The 16,245-nt window shown below is 45.2% G+C and carries 13 protein-coding genes; 2 read left to right on the top strand and 11 right to left on the bottom strand.

The window, feature by feature from the left end:
* Window positions 1-6: 6 nt before the first annotated feature.
* The 6 genes from SEDOR53_RS0105040 to SEDOR53_RS0105015 all read right to left on the bottom strand — a co-directional run bounded on the left by SEDOR53_RS0105040 (window position 7) and on the right by SEDOR53_RS0105015 (window position 8,759).
* Complete coding sequence (locus tag SEDOR53_RS0105040) at window positions 7-1,128, bottom strand: formylglycine-generating enzyme family protein (protein ID WP_026768747.1); 1,122 nt, start codon at window positions 1,126-1,128, stop codon at window positions 7-9.
* The gene (locus SEDOR53_RS0105035; RefSeq protein WP_026768746.1) at window positions 1,128-2,669 is read right to left on the bottom strand and encodes a sulfatase; all 1,542 of its coding nucleotides are present in this window, start codon (window positions 2,667-2,669) and stop codon (window positions 1,128-1,130) included. The genes SEDOR53_RS0105040 and SEDOR53_RS0105035 overlap by 1 nt, the downstream gene beginning before the upstream one ends.
* Entirely contained in the window at window positions 2,666-5,044 is a 2,379-nt protein-coding gene (locus SEDOR53_RS17145) for a glycoside hydrolase N-terminal domain-containing protein (RefSeq protein ID WP_198018801.1), read from the bottom strand. The genes SEDOR53_RS0105035 and SEDOR53_RS17145 overlap by 4 nt, the downstream gene beginning before the upstream one ends.
* Window positions 5,045-5,055: 11 nt before the next feature.
* Window positions 5,056-6,579: an arylsulfatase gene (locus SEDOR53_RS0105025; protein WP_037360580.1), complete on the bottom strand. Its 1,524-nt coding sequence runs from the start codon at window positions 6,577-6,579 to the stop codon at window positions 5,056-5,058.
* Between the two features lie 81 nt (window positions 6,580-6,660).
* Window positions 6,661-7,743, bottom strand: coding sequence for a mannose-1-phosphate guanylyltransferase (locus SEDOR53_RS0105020; protein ID WP_026768744.1), 1,083 nt, complete (start codon window positions 7,741-7,743; stop codon window positions 6,661-6,663).
* Between the two features lie 53 nt (window positions 7,744-7,796).
* Entirely contained in the window at window positions 7,797-8,759 is a 963-nt protein-coding gene (locus SEDOR53_RS0105015; protein ID WP_026768743.1) for an SIS domain-containing protein, read from the bottom strand.
* A gap of 196 nt (window positions 8,760-8,955) precedes the next feature.
* Here SEDOR53_RS0105015 and recQ point away from each other — a divergent pair, with 196 nt between their 5' ends.
* Entirely contained in the window at window positions 8,956-11,250 is a 2,295-nt protein-coding gene (recQ, locus tag SEDOR53_RS0105005; protein ID WP_084220347.1) for a DNA helicase RecQ, read from the top strand.
* A gap of 40 nt (window positions 11,251-11,290) precedes the next feature.
* Here the strand turns inward: recQ and SEDOR53_RS0105000 are convergent, their stop codons facing one another.
* The 4 genes from SEDOR53_RS0105000 to SEDOR53_RS0104985 all read right to left on the bottom strand — a co-directional run bounded on the left by SEDOR53_RS0105000 (window position 11,291) and on the right by SEDOR53_RS0104985 (window position 13,607).
* Entirely contained in the window at window positions 11,291-11,752 is a 462-nt protein-coding gene (locus SEDOR53_RS0105000) for a hypothetical protein (protein WP_026768741.1), read from the bottom strand.
* Window positions 11,742-12,152 carry a helix-turn-helix transcriptional regulator gene (locus SEDOR53_RS18500; protein ID WP_051416498.1) on the bottom strand — a complete coding sequence of 137 codons (411 nt, stop codon included), beginning with the start codon at window positions 12,150-12,152 and terminating at the stop codon, window positions 11,742-11,744. The genes SEDOR53_RS0105000 and SEDOR53_RS18500 overlap by 11 nt, the downstream gene beginning before the upstream one ends.
* A gap of 13 nt (window positions 12,153-12,165) precedes the next feature.
* On the bottom strand, window positions 12,166-12,705 hold the full coding sequence (locus SEDOR53_RS0104990) for a hypothetical protein (protein ID WP_026768740.1): 540 nt from the start codon (window positions 12,703-12,705) through the stop codon (window positions 12,166-12,168).
* A 242-nt stretch (window positions 12,706-12,947) separates the two neighbouring features.
* Window positions 12,948-13,607: a (4Fe-4S)-binding protein gene (locus SEDOR53_RS0104985; protein ID WP_026768739.1), complete on the bottom strand. Its 660-nt coding sequence runs from the start codon at window positions 13,605-13,607 to the stop codon at window positions 12,948-12,950.
* A 143-nt stretch (window positions 13,608-13,750) separates the two neighbouring features.
* Between SEDOR53_RS0104985 and SEDOR53_RS0104980 the strand changes: the two genes are divergently transcribed.
* Window positions 13,751-15,253: a Gfo/Idh/MocA family protein gene (locus SEDOR53_RS0104980; protein ID WP_026768738.1), complete on the top strand. Its 1,503-nt coding sequence runs from the start codon at window positions 13,751-13,753 to the stop codon at window positions 15,251-15,253.
* Window positions 15,254-15,324: 71 nt separating this feature from the next.
* Here SEDOR53_RS0104980 and SEDOR53_RS0104975 read toward each other — a convergent pair whose 3' ends face one another.
* Window positions 15,325-16,197: a sugar phosphate isomerase/epimerase gene (locus SEDOR53_RS0104975; RefSeq protein ID WP_037360577.1), complete on the bottom strand. Its 873-nt coding sequence runs from the start codon at window positions 16,195-16,197 to the stop codon at window positions 15,325-15,327.
* Between the last annotated feature and the right edge of the window lie 48 nt (window positions 16,198-16,245).

Raw genomic sequence — 16,245 nt, 5'->3', positions numbered from 1 at the left:
GAAAGACTATTTTGATGCCACACAACGGAAGCCTGTATGCTCCAGTCCCGTATCCGTAGAAGTTTTCATTCGCGATGTTACCCTGTACCCTTTACAATAAGAAGCGTTGCACATGAACGACCCGCCGCGCACCACTTTCTTGGGAACAGTAGGTTCCATAGGATCATAGCTGGACGAAGGGCCTGTTGGATTAGCCGTTACTGTATTTTTCATTGATTGATAATAATCAGGACGATACCAGTCTGCCGTCCACTCCCAAACATTACCGGCCATATCGTACAAGCCATATCCGTTGGGAGCGAAAGACCGCACAGGCGCCAGCCTGTCGAAATGATCCCAATCGGTATTTTTCACAGGAAAAACACCCTGCCAGGTATTGGCTTTGGGTTTACCCGATTCAATGGCTTCATTGCCCCAGGGATATTTGGCATTAGCCAGTCCACCCCTCGCTGCATATTCCCATTCCGCTTCGGTGGGCAAACGTTTACCGGCCCATTTGCAGTATGCTACAGCATCATCCCAGGAAATATGTACCACCGGGTAATGGTCTTTACCATTGATATTGCTGTTGGGGCCTTCAGGATGTTTCCAGTTAGCGCCTTTTACCCAGCTCCACCATTGCGATACATCTGTTAAAGGAACGGGATGATCCGGCTGTGTAAACACAAGCGAGGCAGCTACCAATTGGCTTTCATCGGGCTTTGGCGTACCAGGAGGTAATTGTTTTTTCATCTCTTCCCAGTCCGGCGCTTTTTCTGCTGTAGTGATATAACCGGTTGCCTTCACGAATTGTTTAAAATCGGCATTGGTCACTTCATTCGCATCCATCCAGAAACCATCCAGCTTAACCTGGTGCTGCGGGTATTCATCGGGTCTTCCTTCATCATCCGATGCGCCCATGGCGAATGTGCCTCCGGCAATCCACACCATGCCTTCATGCGAAATTTTTCCTTCGGCAATAGTGATGCTGTCTGTTTTCTTTACTGCAAAACGTTGCGGCAGATTTTTTTCGCAGGAAAGCATGCTGTCTTTTTTACCTGCGTTCGCTGCCTGCTCTTGTTGATGGTTCTTACAGGAGCCAACCAGCAGCGTTGCAATAAAGAAATATGTTTTGAACTGATATTTCATTAGTCCTTAACCTCCTGCTCAAAAATTTTCATCGCTTCATCATCATGGTATTGGTTGATCAGATCCTTTAGTTGTTGTTTTAATGAAGCAACCAGCCGGCTGTTCTTTTTTTCTGTATAAAGGTTCTTCATTTCGGCAGGGTCTTTCTTCAGATCATAGAGTTCCCAGGCATCTGCAGGCCCGTAAAAACGGATCAGTTTATACTGAAGGGTGCGGATACCAAAATGAGGCGATACACGATGCGGCTCGGGATATTCATAATAATGATAGTAAGCTGCTTTGCGCCAGTCTTTCGAATTGCCGGTTTGCAACAAGGGCAGGAAAGAATTTCCTTGTATAGAAGCAGGTGCTGTTACCCCGGCAATATTCAATATGGTAGGTGCGAAGTCGATGTTCACGATCATATCATTCACCGAGGTTCCCGGTTTGATAACACCGGGATAACGCATCACCAACGGTGTTTTCATAGACTCTTCATACATGAACCGTTTATCAAACCAACCATGTTCTCCCAGGTAAAAACCCTGGTCAGAAGCATAGATCACCACCGTGTTTTGTGTGAGTCCGTTCTTATCCAGGTAGTCCAGTATTTTACCAATGTTGCGATCCAGCGACCGGGCGGTGGACAGGTAATCTCTCATGTAATGCTGGTACTTCCATTCTACAAGTGCTTTTCCTTTGTACTGGCGTTCGTCAAAATCCTTGCTCACTTTATCGTAATAAGCTTTGAAAGCATTTCTTTGTTCCGGTGTCATGCGGCCATACATGCCTCTTTCGCCATAGTTGGCATGCACTTTCAGATCGTAATCGAGCAGCATGGTTTTATCAACCGTCATGTCCTGGTTCTTTGCTGCAAGACGGCCTTTGTAATCATCGTAAAAGTTAGCCGGCAATGGGAATTTTTTATCATCAAAAGCGCCCAGGTCTTGTATATCCGGTAACCAACTCCGGTGCGTAGCTTTTTCTCCTATCACCATACAAAAAGGTTTGGATGTATCCCTGTGATCGAGCCAATCGAAACTCAGCTGGGTGATCACATCGGTGATATAACCTTTGAGACGAACGGTATCGTTTTGCTGACCAATAAAATCAGGATTGTAATACTGTCCCTGGTCGGGCAATACACGCCAGTAATCAAATGCATTACCCGGCAATGTTTGCAAATGCCACTTGCCGATCCAGCTGGTCTGGTAATTTTTTTGCTTGAGCAGGCGTGAAAACACTTCCTGCCGTATATCGAACGGGTTGGAAATATTATTCACTTTCAATCCGTTGATATGACTGTATTTGCCGGTAAGCAACGTAGCCCTGCTCGGCGCACAGAGCGAGTTGGTAACACAGGCATTCTGAAAAATGGCGCCTTCCCTGGCGATGCGATCGATATTGGGCGTTTGCATCAACTTACTTCCATACGCACTGATGGCCTGGTAAGCATGGTCATCGGAGAAGATGATGAGTATGTTGGGCGCTTTTTTATTTTGCTGCGCCATCAATGTCAAGCAGCATAACAAGCTGCTCAATACCAGTATTGATCTGATCATAAATTAATTTTTTTAGACTGACCTTTTATTGTTGGGAAGCTGATTAATTTTTGATTCACCATGATCTTACATTCACCACCGGCATGCGAGACTATTTTACAACCGGTTACTTTGCCTTCTTTCCATTCCATGTCTACTACAAATCCGCCCCTTGCACAAAGACCTTTTACAGAACCGCTGCCACTCCATGCAGCAGGCAGGGCAGGCAGCAGCTGTATATAATGCTCCTGCGACTGGATAAGCATTTCTGCAATACCAGCCGTTCCCCCAAAATTACCATCGATTTGGAAAGGCGGATGGCCGCAGAATAAATTCGCATAAGTACCGCCGCCGCCAGACATTACTATGCCCATACGTGTTACCGGCTTCAGCAACTGGTTCAATAAGATCAGTGCATGATCACCATCACCCAGTCTTGCCCAGAAATTGATCTTCCAGGCTTTGGACCATCCCGTACCCCCATCGCCCCTGTCGGCCAGGGTTTTCCTCGCAGCTTTTGCAAGTTCAGGTGTTCGTACAATGCTGATCTCATCATAAGGGTGCAGGCCATACAGGTGAGATACATGCCTGTGCTGTGGTTCCGCATCTTTCCAGTCATCAAGCCACTCATTCAGATCGCCCGCTGCACCTACCTGGTCAGGCGCGAGTTGTGGAAGCAATTGTTGCAACTCTTTACTCCAATCGCTGTTGGTATTCAGAATAGCCGACGCATGAATACAGGCATTGAATAATTCGCGGCATATCTGCATATCGATGGTAGGTCCCATGGCAGTCTGGCCATGAAAACCATCGGGCGTGATATAAGTATTCTCGGGAGAATTCGAAGGCGCTGTAACCAGCCAGCCATGTTTGGGTTCGCGTATCAATACAGATTGCAGGAATTGCGCAGCGCCTTTGAGTACGGGAAAATACGTTCTCAAAAAAGCAGTGTCTTTGGTAAAACGGTAATGTTCCCAGATATGCTCGCAAAGCCAGGCGCCCCCTGTAAGCGTAGAGCCCCATCCAGCACCTTCGCCCGGAGAAGTATAATGCCATGGATTACTGATCACATGCGCTACCCATCCCTTTGCATTGTAATAAGCCTTCGCCGTTTTCTCACCAGGTATCACCAGGTCTTTGGTAAAACGGTGCAATGGTTCTGCCAGGCTGCTGAGATTGGTAGTCTCTGCGAGCCAATAATTCATTTGGATGTTGATGTTCAAATGATAATCGCCATTCCAGGGTGTTTGGTATTCTGTTGCCCACAATCCCTGCAGGTTCGCGGGCAGCAGGCCCGGGCGGGATGACGAGATCAGCAGGTACCTTCCGAAATTAAAATACAACACCGGTAATTCTAAGTCTTGTTCGCCTTTATTATAACGGATCAGCCGCTGGATAGTAGTCAGCCCCGATACCGCATCGTTAGCAGGCATCTGCCAACGGCATCGGTTGAAATATTTTTGATAGGCAGCAGCGCTTTTGCTTTCCGCAACAGCATATTGCATGGCCTTTGTTGCCGATAAATAATCTAAGCATTGTGCAAGTGGATCCGGTGCGGTGAGTTGGGAAGTCTTCCAGTTAAAATTCGTGGCCGCTGCTATTTTGATCCAGCATGCTGAAGCGCCTTCTATGTGCAATGCATTTTCTTCTGCCGTTATTTTACCATCCTTAATAACAGGTTGTACTACCGATGCAAAGCGCATGCCCTTCTCTTTACCTGAGGGCAATTCTCCCTGCATGATCAGCTGATTTGCATTCGCTGTTACTGTTGCGTGTTCTTTCCGGTAAAGTGATAACCTGGCATTGATGCCGGCTTTGCCGGAACTGCTCAACTTGATCCAAATGATATCATTCACAAAATCTGCAAATAATTCTTCTTTTATTTGCTGCCCATTACGCTTGAAACGGGTAATTGCTTTGGCATTTTCAAGATCCAATTGCCTTGTATATTCAGTAACAGGCATTGCACTGTCTTTCCATTCAATAAAAAGATCGCCGAGTGCCTGGTAACATCCATACTTCACATTGGCTCCACTTCCAAAACCCGAACCTTCTCCTTTCGCAATAAAATGTTTTTGCAGCAATGCCTGTGCTTCCCTGTTTTTTCCGGCGAGCAGCAAATCTTGTATGGGTTTCAGGTATTGATAGGCTTCCCGGCTGTCTGCATCCTGCTCTCCGCCAGACCATAAAGAGATCTCATTGAGCGCGATCCTTTCTTTACCAGTACTGCCATACATCATAGCGCCCATTCTGCCATTACCCAATGGAAGGCTTTCTGTAAAAACTTTAGCAGCCGTATCAAATACAACCGTAATAGCTGCCCGTTGTGCATGCAATACTCCTGTTAGCAACAGCAGTGTGGTGGTAGCAATTGTTCTTACTGCAAAATGCATCATCCGATGTTTTATTAGTTATCAGCTTTTACTTTATCCAATAAAGCGGCCAATTCTTTTACGATCTCCGGGTGCTGTTCTGCTACATTGTACTGTTCACGAATATCTGTTTGCATATTGTACAATTGCGGCTTGGGTAAATTGCCCAATTCTATATTCACCGCTTTGTCGTAAGCCGCTCCGTTATTGGGTACAATGTATTTCCATTGTCCTTTGGTAACGGATAAACCGCGCGCATCTTCTATGAGGAATGCCCTGTCTTCATCACGCTTACCCAACAAAACACGCAGCCGCTCAAAACTATCGGGACCATCGCCATTATTCAATGAGTGGCCGGCCAGCTTTGCCAATGAAGCATAAAGGTCAACCTGACTGAACAATGCATTCGTTGTTTTACCTGCTTTCACCTGCCCGGGCCATTTCACGATCAATGGCACCCTTGTGCCTGCTTCAAATATGCTGTATTTGCCTCCGCGCAATGCACCGCCGGGGTGATGATCGCCCAAATGCTCTACCGACCCATCAAGATAACCATCATTCACCACCGGTCCGTTATCACTGCTGAAAATGATCAGGGTATTGTTGGTCAGGTGCAGGCTGTCCAGTGCATGCACAATTTGTCCAACCGTATAATCCAATTGCAAAATCGCATCTCCCCGCAATCCCATACCACTCTTACCCCTGAACATACTGTGCGGATAACGCGGCACATGAATATCGCCTGTTGCAAAATACAGAAAGAAAGGCTGTTGTTTGTTTTTGCCGATGAACTGTATCGCCTTTTGTGTGATCGTTCCGGCGATGTCTTCATCTTTCCAACGTGCACTGTGACCGCCGCTCATCCATCCAATCCTGCTGATGCTGTCTATGATGGTCTGGTTATGCCCTTGCTGTGGATCGGGCTTAATGCGAAGCATTTCGGGATTTTCCTTACCAGTAGGGTCGTTGCCGATCTTGTGTTGGTAATTCACTGCTATCGGATCGCCCGGATCGAGGTTCACCACGCGATGGTTCTCTACATATACGCAGGGTACCCTGTCGAGTGTGGCGGGCATGATGAATGAATAAGTAAAGCCTACTTCATTGGGGCCTGGTTTGATATCGCCATTCCAATCGATCGTACCATTGGTACCGAGACCCAGGTGCCATTTGCCAATGGCCGCCGTTTGATAGCCTGCCTGCTGCAAAGTCAGCGGCATGGTTCCTTTATTCATGGGAATAATCAGCGAGGCATCGCCGGGAGCCACGCCGGTTCCTTTTTGCCGCCAGGGATATTTACCGGTAAGGATGCCATAACGTGAAGGTGTGCAGGTAGCCGAAGTGCTGTGGGCATTGGTGAATCTCAATCCTTCCGCAGCCAGCCGGTCGATATGAGGCGTTTGGATCCTCGTCATGCCGTAACAACTCAGATCGCCATAGCCTACATCGTCGGCATAAATGATGATGATATTGGGCTTTCGTTGTGCAGATACGGCACAGGCAAAAAAAAGAGCAACAAACAGCACTAACTGTTTACTGGCAGTAAACCTGGTGGTCATGATATTGCGGTTGGACTTTGATACTACCTGCTAATATAGCAAATTGACCTCCCGTCTGTGATTGCAAACGATTGCGCCAATTTAAAGGTACTTCTCGCCTTTGTTGCGCTTTACTTCAGCCACATATTCTTTGATGGCCTGTTCTTTTTCTTTTTTACACACCAACAATACATCTTTGGTATCCACTACAATGAAATCGTCGAGCCCCTGTAATACCAACAGCTTATCATGCGATGCCGAGATCATGCATTTGGTAGCATCGATCACAATTACATTGTCTCCTGCCACAGCATTACCCAGGTAATCTTTTTCCAGGTTATCATAAGCGCTGTTCCATGTGCCCAGGTCGCTCCAGCCGAAAGAAGAAGGGATCACATATACATTATCTGCTTTTTCCATGATGGCCACATCGATGGAAATATTCGTACACAAAGGATAGATTCCGTCCATCGCCGCTTTCTCGCGAGCGGTATTGTAGTCAGCCTTCACCCCATCGAAGAGTTCATACATCTCAGGCTGGTACATTTCAAAAGCTTTCACCACATTCTTTACCCGCCACACAAAGATGCCGGCATTCCATAAAAAATCTCCGCTGGCCAAAAAGGTTTTCGCCAGTTCGAGATTGGGTTTTTCGGTGAAGGTTTTTACTTTATAAATACCATCGGCAACCGGCAACGCATCGTGCTGGATATAACCATACCCTGTATTAGGATAAGTAGGATTGATGCCCAGCGTAACCAATGATTTGATATGACCCACAAAGTGGAGCGCCTGCAGGGTAATTTCTTTAAAACGTTCATTGTCCAGTATGAGGTGATCGCTCGGCGCCACGATCAAAGAAGCTTCCGGATCTTTCTGTAATAATTTGAAAGAGATATAAGCAATACAAGGCGCTGTATTTTTTCTGCTCGGCTCCGCAAGGATATTCTCTACCGGCAGCGCTGGCAATTGCTTTTTTACAATGGATGTATATTCATCGGAGGTAACAATGAAAATATTCTCTTTCGGAATAAAAGTGGCATAGCGCTCATAAGTCCATTGGATGAGGGTCTTGCCGGTATTTAAAATATCGAGGAATTGCTTGGGATAACTGGTTCTGCTCTTAGGCCAGAAGCGACTGCCGATACCACCCGCCATGATCGCTACATAATGACTTTTATTCATCTCAATCCTATATTAGAAGTTGCAATATTAAAGGAATGCAACGAGTTCTTTAGTTAAATAATGCCTTCTTTTACCAGGTCATGTATGTGCAATATACCCAGGTATTTTCCGTCCTCGGCCACGATCAACTGACTGATATCGTATTTCCGCAATACGTCCAGCGTATCCACTGCCAGCATATCGGGTGGTATGGTTTTGGGATGAACTGATAAAATATCAGCCGCTTTTATATCCTGTATGTTGTTGCTCTTTTCCAGCATACGCCGCAGGTCTCCATCAGTAATAATGCCCACTACCCGGTTCTGTTCGTCGGTTACTGCAGTTACACCCAACCTTTTTTCGGTGATCTCCACGATCACTTCCTTCAATGTGGCAGTGGGTAACACATGTGGTCGTTCATTATGTGTATAGAGATCCGCCGCCCGCAAATACATCCGTTTGCCCAGGTTGCCACCCGGATGGTATTTAGCAAAATCCTTGCCGCTGAAACCATTCAGTTCCATCAAACACACCGCCAACACATCGCCCATGACCATCTGTGCCGTAGTGCTGCTGGTGGGGGCCAGGTTATTGGGACAAGCCTCTTTACTTACAGTTGTATTCAGCACCAGGTCGCTCTGGGTAGCCAGGAAACTGTCGGTATTCCCCACCATACCGATCAATGCATTGCCAAAATTTTTAATAAGTGGTACCAGCACTTTGATCTCCGGGCTTTCTCCGCTCTTGCTGATGATCATCACCACATCATCACGCTGCACCATGCCCAGGTCGCCATGGATGGCATCTGCCGCATGCATAAAGAGAGAAGGAGTGCCCGTTGAATTGAGGGTGGCCACGATCTTCTGGGCTACAATGGCGCTTTTGCCAATACCACTGATTACCAATCGTCCTTTAGACCCATGAACAACCTTTACGGCCTGCTCAAAAGAAGGGTCTATGAAAGCAGCGAGTCCTGCAATCGATTGAGCTTCTAACTCAATGGTATTCAGCGCTGTTTGATAAATCGATGTATGCATGCCGTGCAAAGGTAAACTTTAACAGCAAAGAGTGGATAATCCCCCTATACTTCGTTAACTTCGCGGTCCTTTTTAACGTTCCCTAACCGGATATATCCCGCCTGGCGGAAAGTTTGCATAAAAATTCCGGTAAAATGAGCTAACTTATCTATTTGTAAGATGTGCCGTTCCATCGGTACCAAAATTGTTTGTATAAATGGCAACAAGTACTAAAAAGACCCCTGCGAAGACTACAGGCAAGGCAGCCAGCAAAGCTGCTGTGAAAAAGACCGGGGGTGCTACCAAAAAAACTGCCGGTAACTTCGATATATACGCCGGGCTTGAACAATATTTCGGGTTCCGTGAATTCAAAGGAAAGCAGGAAGAAGCCATCAACAGCCTCTTATCCGGACAAGATACTTTTGTGATCATGCCCACCGGTGGTGGCAAAAGTTTATGTTACCAACTGCCGGCCATGCTCTTGCCGGGATGTGCCATTGTTGTTTCTCCCCTCATCGCCCTCATGAAAAACCAGGTTGACCTGGTGAGGGGTTACAGTGAAAAAGATGAAGTGGCGCATTTCCTCAATTCATCACTCAATAAAGGCCAGATCAAGGAAGTAAAAGACGACCTCGACAACGGTAAGACCAAATTATTGTATGTAGCTCCTGAAACACTCACCAAACAGGAGAACCTGGAATATTTCAGCGACCTCGATATTTCTTTTTTTGCAGTAGATGAAGCGCACTGTATTTCGGAATGGGGCCATGATTTCAGGCCCGAATACCGCCGCCTGCGGGAGATGATGGACATCATCAATCCCAATGTGCCGGTGGTAGCGCTTACCGCTACCGCTACACCCAAAGTGCAGAGCGATATTGTAAAGAACCTGGGATTACGCAATCCAAATATTTTCATTTCTTCTTTTAACCGGCCCAACCTCTATTACGAGATACTGCCCAAGATCAAAATGGACCAGACCGTAAAGAGCATCGTTAAGTTCATCAGTCATCATAAAGGTAAAAGCGGTATCATATATACCCTCAACCGTAAAACCACTGAAGAACTGGCTGCCCTGCTCGTGGCCAATAATATCAAAGCCGTGGCCTATCATGCCGGGCTTGACCAGAAATTGCGTGCCGACAGGCAAGACCAGTTCCTCAATGAAGATGTGCAGGTGATCGTTGCCACGATTGCTTTCGGTATGGGTATCGATAAACCCGATATCCGTTTTGTGATCCATTTCAACATCCCCAAATCGATTGAAAATTATTACCAGGAAACCGGTCGCGCGGGCAGGGACGGACTGGAAGGTTTATGTATTCTTTATTACTCGCATAAAGATGTTGCCAAGCTCGAACACCTCATGCGCGATAAGCCTTTGAGCGAGCGGGAAGTAGTCGGCCAGTTAATTGATGAAACGGTAGCTTATGCCGAGAGTTCCGTGTGCCGCCGCAAAATATTGCTCCATTATTTTGGTGAAGGATGGGATACGAAGAATTGTGGTAACTGCGATAACTGCCGCAACCCCAAAGAAAAGATAGAAGCGAAGGAAGAAGTGGTGAAAATACTAAAAGTGATCAGCGCACTCGACGAACGCTTTACCACCGATTATGTGGTAGGTGTAACAATGGGTAAGCTTACGCCGCAGATGACCATGTTCAGGCACGACGGACTGGAAGTATTTGGTATAGGAAAGGATAAAGAACCACATTTCTGGAACAGCCTCATCCGGCAGATGATGCTCGAGAACCTGATCCGCAAAGACATTGAAGAATATGGGCTGTTGAAGATCACAGAAAAAGGCGAAAAATTCCTGAAGAAGCCTGCGTCTTTCAAGATCGTACTGAACAATTTGTTCGAAGATGCCAACGCCGATGATGAAGAAGGCGATGGCACTTCACAGGCTGGCGCTGCAACAGACGAAAAACTGTTTGAAATGCTGAAAGAGCTGCGCCAGAAAGAAGCCAAGAAAAAAAGCCTGCCTCCCTTCGTCATTTTCCTGGAAACTTCTTTGCAGGATATGGCTACCCTGTATCCTACCACATTGGCAGAGCTGGAAAAATGCCAGGGCGTGAGCAAGGGAAAAGCATTGAAATATGGTAAGCCCTTTGTTGAGATGATCGCCCGGCATGTTGAAGAGAACGACATCGTGAAGCCGGATGATTTTGTAATGAAAAGCGTGGTGAATGCAGGCAACAACAAGATCTATATCATCCAGAACGTAGATAAAAAAATACCGCTGGAAACCATTGCCAAAAATAAGAGCCTGCGCCTGGATGAGTTGCTCGAAGAAATGGAAACCATTGCCGCCAGTGGAACCAAACTCAACCTCGACTACGCCATCGACGAGTGGCTCGATGAATACGAACAGGAAGACATCATTGAATATTTCAAAGGTTGCGAAACATCTTCCTTGCAGATTGCCCAGCAGGAATTAAGCGAAAACGACTTCACCTGGGAGCAGCTCAAGATCATGCGCATCAAATTCCTGAGTGTGTACGGTAACTAATTTTTGTAAGTAAGGTGTAGGTATCAATGTCTTTTGTACACTATTCTTTTTTATTTGGATGAAGTAGTACGTTAGCATCAATAACAGGTAAAATGAATCCCTGCAATGCAGTCCCTTGCAACCTTGTCAATAGAATGCCTCTTGAAGTAGAGTAAGTAATTGACGATAACGCATTAGCAAGCAATGGATCTAATATTATGCGATCGCTTTTATCAAGTTTCGCAAGATCGTCCATATTCTCTATATGAAAAATAAAAACGAAATGAAAGTTTGCATTCGCTTCTATTTTATTTACTCCCTTACTCTCAGTTTTGATGTCAATGATAAAATCGGATTTTATCAATTTATCATCCAGATTAAAACCTAATTCTAGCGAGTTATCTACATGATGCCCCTCTATCTTAACAGGGTCGAAATCTTCAGGAATATCTACCTGCCCTTTCACCAGTTTAAAATCTACAACAGAGATTTTCTCCGCAACAAATAGGTTCTTATCCGACATTGCTTAATGAATTTATTTCAGCAATCGGTTGCCATTTAATTAGTTTAGCCTCTGTTTTTAATTCTTCTTTCTGATAAACTACAAATCTGTGCACACTACGGCTATAGCCACTTCCAACAAATTCAGTATGCGCCTGCCTTTCAGGGACCTCTAGCAAAGTTTCACCTAGCTCAGCTTGTAGTTTCGCAAGCGACCGCAGAGTGAAGTTATGTTCATCATTCAGCCATTTGGAAATTTCTGAAGGTTGCTTCCCTAGTTTTTGCGCTAATTCTTTTTGTGTAATACCTTTTTCGCGCAAAATCCGATTGATGTTTATAACCAAGTCGGCATACCAGTCCACAAAAATTTCAACATCCTTAGGCGTTGTCCTTAGCAATCGATCTACTGTTTTACTTTTCATATCTCAAAACGGGTTATAAAATCATATTGTCTGAACCATCAAAACTTTGTAAATGTCTACTATCATCATTTGTAACAATGATCATTTCATCCCGTAACGCTCTTTCAATTCTCTTTACAAAATTTTGCGCCTCATAAAACTTCATACTCAGGTCTTCACTTTCCTGTGCTGTCCCCGCATCTTTTATGCCCCCATTAAACAGAATAACTATCTCGTTTGAAATGCGATAGCAAAACAAACGAAGTGGAAAATTCGTGCCCAGAATTTTGATCTCTTGCACCCGTATTTTGGGTTTAGGCGGTAATGCCTGGGCAGCATTTTCAGTTCTATCGAAAAAATCATCTGAAGCGCCATATTTATCGCCAATACTTTTCGTTATTAAGCTAAATAACTGAAATGCTTCATTTTCAAACGGGTGCTCAGGATCAGCATATTTATCGAAGAACTTATCAGTTTCGGATGAATTGTCATCATTATCAGTGCTATACCTTACAGTATAAAAGCTGCAAGCTTTACCTTCATCGTACCATATTTCCAGTTCAAATGTATTCACTTATATGTCAATTATACAATCCTTAATTCACTTTTAAGCGAATTAATTATGATTACATGCCTTTTATGTTGATTATTAATACATTATATTAATACTTCCTAGCCTACCAACCTTTACAAAAGCATAAGTTTTGTTGTTTTAAATTGATTAGAAATGATTTTTATTGATTCAATTCGTTACCACTTATGTTCGATCGCCCTATCGGTTGAAACTACCCTTTGTACTATGTTTTTGATTTCATTTCAATGTTGATTTGTATCAATTTCGTTCTTGTAGTGAAACAGTAATGCGCCCGAAGGGCACTGTTCCACCTGTTGCTTGATGCGTTCTGCACTGGCGCCATCTACATTCACCCATTTTTTTTCACGTGGATCAAAAACCTGTAGCAATTGTTTCCAGCAACGGGTAGAATGCTGGCAATAGCCGGGTTTCCAATCTACAGTTATTTCATCATTACTGTACTTGACTGTTTTTTCGCCCGGCGTGTCGCGGAAAACAAAAGTTCGCACTTTGGTATTCCCTTCAAGGATTTTTGAAACAGGACAATGGCTGGCGATCTCCTGCAGTTTTGTTTTCGTTTCTTCAGGCACGGTTCCTTCAAACACAATATCACGATCGATGGTGGTAACCAGTTCTTCATTCTGTATTTCCTGGAAGAGATTGGTATTTACACGTATCGCGGGTATGTCCAACCCTTTCCTTTCAATATACATGCGCAGGGTAACCAGTGTGCAGGATGCCAGCGAAGACAGTAACAGGGTAAAAGGATCCGGCCCCAGGTCTTTCCCACCCGATGATTCAGGCTCATCTGCAATAAACTTCCCGTTACGCCATTCAATGGTACACTGATATCTTTCAGTACCGATGCGGCCATGAACCGGTTCTTCTAATTTGTATTTCATAGGGGGTCATTTTCTTAAAAATAAACTTAATTACCGGTATATTAACCCGTATTAGAATTAATCCGGCACGCTTACATTTTCCTTAAAATGCAATATATTCATGGCTCCATTTTCTATCAAAAAACGCCTAACGACAAAGCAAAATGAAAAAGAGAACCAACAACAAACCTCAGGATGGCAGCGCCAATGATTCCAGGAGAAAATTCCTGCGTAACAGCGCTACTGCACTGGCCGGCTTTTACATTCTTCCCCGCCATGTATTGGGTGGAACAGGTTATACCGCCCCCAGCGACAAATTAATCATTGCCGGCGTTGGCGCCGGCGGTAAAGGTGAAAGCGACCTCTGGAATTTTTACCAGAGTGGAAAAGCTGAAATCGCCGTCCTTTGCGATGTAGACGAAAGACAATTCAAAAAAAGCCGCGAACGCTACCCCAAAGCGAAGATCTACAAAGATTACCGCGAGATGCTCGAAAAAGAGGGCAAAAACGTCGATGCTGTATCCGTTTCAACACCCGACCACATGCATGCCGTGATTGCCATGGCTGCCATGCAACTGAATAAGCACGTATACGTACAAAAACCGCTTACACACGATATCTATGAAGCGCGCAAGCTCACTGAAGCTGCCCACCGTTACAAAGTGGTTACGCAAATGGGTAACCAGGGCGCTTCGGGCGATGGTGTTCGTCAACTGGTTGAATGGTACAATGCCGGCTTATTAGGCCACGTGCACACCATTTATTGTTATACCGACAGACCTGTTTGGCCCCAGGGTATTGCCTGGTCTGCACAGAAACCGCCAATTCCCAAAGAGCTCGACTGGAACCTCTGGCAGGGCACTGCTCCTTATAAAGATTATGTAGAAGGGCTCGTTCCTTTCAACTGGCGTGGCTGGTGGGATTACGGTACCGGCGCCCTCGGCGATATGGCTTGTCATATTATGGCACCTGCTTTCGCTGTATTGAACCTGGGCTATCCCGTATCGGCAGAATGCAGCGTGGCTACCCGTTATGTAGAGCCCTGGAAAAAGGCTTTCTATCCCGAATCAGGTCCTGTATCATCTCATATCATCCTTACATTCAAAGGAGAAAAGGGCAAACCTGATGTGAAACTGCATTGGATGGATGGTGGTATACAACCCGAACGTCCGCCAGAATTAGGACCCAATGAAGTAATGGGTGATGGCGGTAATGGAGCCATCTTCATCGGTACCAAAGGCAAGATGATGTGCGCTACCTATGGTAAAGACCCACAACTGTTACCAACCTCACGTACCAACCAGGTAAAAGTTCCGAAAACGCTGGCGCGTGTGCCCAATGGAGACAATGGTCACTATGCCGCCTGGGTAGAAGCTGCTATTGCAGGTTATAACAGTGAAAAAGCCAACAACCTCAGTTCTCATTTCGATATCGCAGGTCCGCTTACCGAAAGCGTATTGATGGGTAACCTGGCCATACGCAGTTACGATATCCAACACAAAGAGAAAAAGGTGGATGGTAACGGTAAAGAAAGAGAGAATATCACCTATCCCGGCCGTTATATCAAGTTGATGTGGGATGGTCCGAATATGCGTATCACCAATTTCGACGAAGCCAACCAGTTTGTGAAGAGAAGTTACAGGGAAGGCTGGTCATTAGGTGTATAACATTAGTAATGCATAAAAGAAGAGGCCGGTAATCTAATCACCGGCCTCTTTTATTTAAACAACGCGTTAATTTAAATGGCGAACGCTTTCATGTATTTCGCATCAGCCGCAGCGCTATCCAGCGGGTTGCTTCCCGTAAAAGCTTCCTGCTCTACAATATAGTTCCGCAATCCGTTGGCAGTACCTACTTTCAGTATCGAGTGAAAATCAATGGTACCCTTACCCAATTGAACAGATTCATGTCCATTGGCTGTTTTAGCATAATCTTTCACATGACAAAGACGGAAACGGTTGGGATGCTTTTTAAACCATGCTTCGGGGCTTTCGCCGGCAGCCACTACCCAGTAAATATCCATTTCAAAATCTACCAGGTCTTTATCGGTATTATTCATCATCACTTCCTGCGGCAATTGACCCTCTACAGGCCTGAATGAATAATCGTGGTTGTGGTAAGCGAAACGGAGGCCGTTCTTTTTACATATCTCACCCGCTTTATTGAACTCATCGGCAAATTTTTTGAATTGGTCGATGCTCTTCTGCGGTCCTTTATACGGACAGATCAGGTATTTCATACCGATCTCTGCCGCTTCAGCAGCCTTTTTTTCAAAGTCTGTCGAGATATTGCAATGAGAAGAAATGATGCGCGTACCCAAACCATCCAGGTATTTTTTAAAATCTTTATTACTCATTCCCCAAAACATACCGCTCTTGCCTTCGAAGCTTTCTATTTGTTTGTAACCGTAAGAAGCCACTTTTTTCAAAGTGTCTTTCGCATCCCGGGCCATGTCTTCTTTTACGGTCCACAGCTGAAGGCCGAATGCATTCAGCTTTTTGGAAGCGGCAAAACTTTCGATCAAAGAAGATTTTCCTTTGAATGGCAGTGCCAATCCCAGTGCAGCAAATGCGCCGCCCCTTAAAAAATCCCGCCTGCTAGACGATGACATACTATTGATTTAAGAGTTAATAATTCCAGATCCGAACAATCCGCATTG

Origin of the sequence: Asinibacterium sp. OR53 (assembly GCF_000515315.1) — a bacterium.
In the GTDB taxonomy this organism is placed as follows: domain Bacteria; phylum Bacteroidota; class Bacteroidia; order Chitinophagales; family Chitinophagaceae; genus Sediminibacterium.
This window is presented reverse-complemented; position numbering and strand designations above follow the sequence as displayed.

Coding starts and splice junctions, on each gene's coding strand:
- SEDOR53_RS0105040 (WP_026768747.1), bottom strand. CDS start 1,128: ATGAAATATCAGTTCAAAACATATTTCTTTATTGCAACGCTGCTGGTT.
- SEDOR53_RS0105035 (WP_026768746.1), bottom strand. CDS start 2,669: ATGATCAGATCAATACTGGTATTGAGCAGCTTGTTATGCTGCTTGACA.
- SEDOR53_RS17145 (WP_198018801.1), bottom strand. CDS start 5,044: ATGATGCATTTTGCAGTAAGAACAATTGCTACCACCACACTGCTGTTG.
- SEDOR53_RS0105025 (WP_037360580.1), bottom strand. CDS start 6,579: ATGACCACCAGGTTTACTGCCAGTAAACAGTTAGTGCTGTTTGTTGCT.
- SEDOR53_RS0105020 (WP_026768744.1), bottom strand. CDS start 7,743: ATGAATAAAAGTCATTATGTAGCGATCATGGCGGGTGGTATCGGCAGT.
- SEDOR53_RS0105015 (WP_026768743.1), bottom strand. CDS start 8,759: ATGCATACATCGATTTATCAAACAGCGCTGAATACCATTGAGTTAGAA.
- recQ (WP_084220347.1), top strand. CDS start 8,956: ATGGCAACAAGTACTAAAAAGACCCCTGCGAAGACTACAGGCAAGGCA.
- SEDOR53_RS0105000 (WP_026768741.1), bottom strand. CDS start 11,752: ATGTCGGATAAGAACCTATTTGTTGCGGAGAAAATCTCTGTTGTAGAT.
- SEDOR53_RS18500 (WP_051416498.1), bottom strand. CDS start 12,152: ATGAAAAGTAAAACAGTAGATCGATTGCTAAGGACAACGCCTAAGGAT.
- SEDOR53_RS0104985 (WP_026768739.1), bottom strand. CDS start 13,607: ATGAAATACAAATTAGAAGAACCGGTTCATGGCCGCATCGGTACTGAA.
- SEDOR53_RS0104980 (WP_026768738.1), top strand. CDS start 13,751: ATGAAAAAGAGAACCAACAACAAACCTCAGGATGGCAGCGCCAATGAT.
- SEDOR53_RS0104975 (WP_037360577.1), bottom strand. CDS start 16,197: ATGTCATCGTCTAGCAGGCGGGATTTTTTAAGGGGCGGCGCATTTGCT.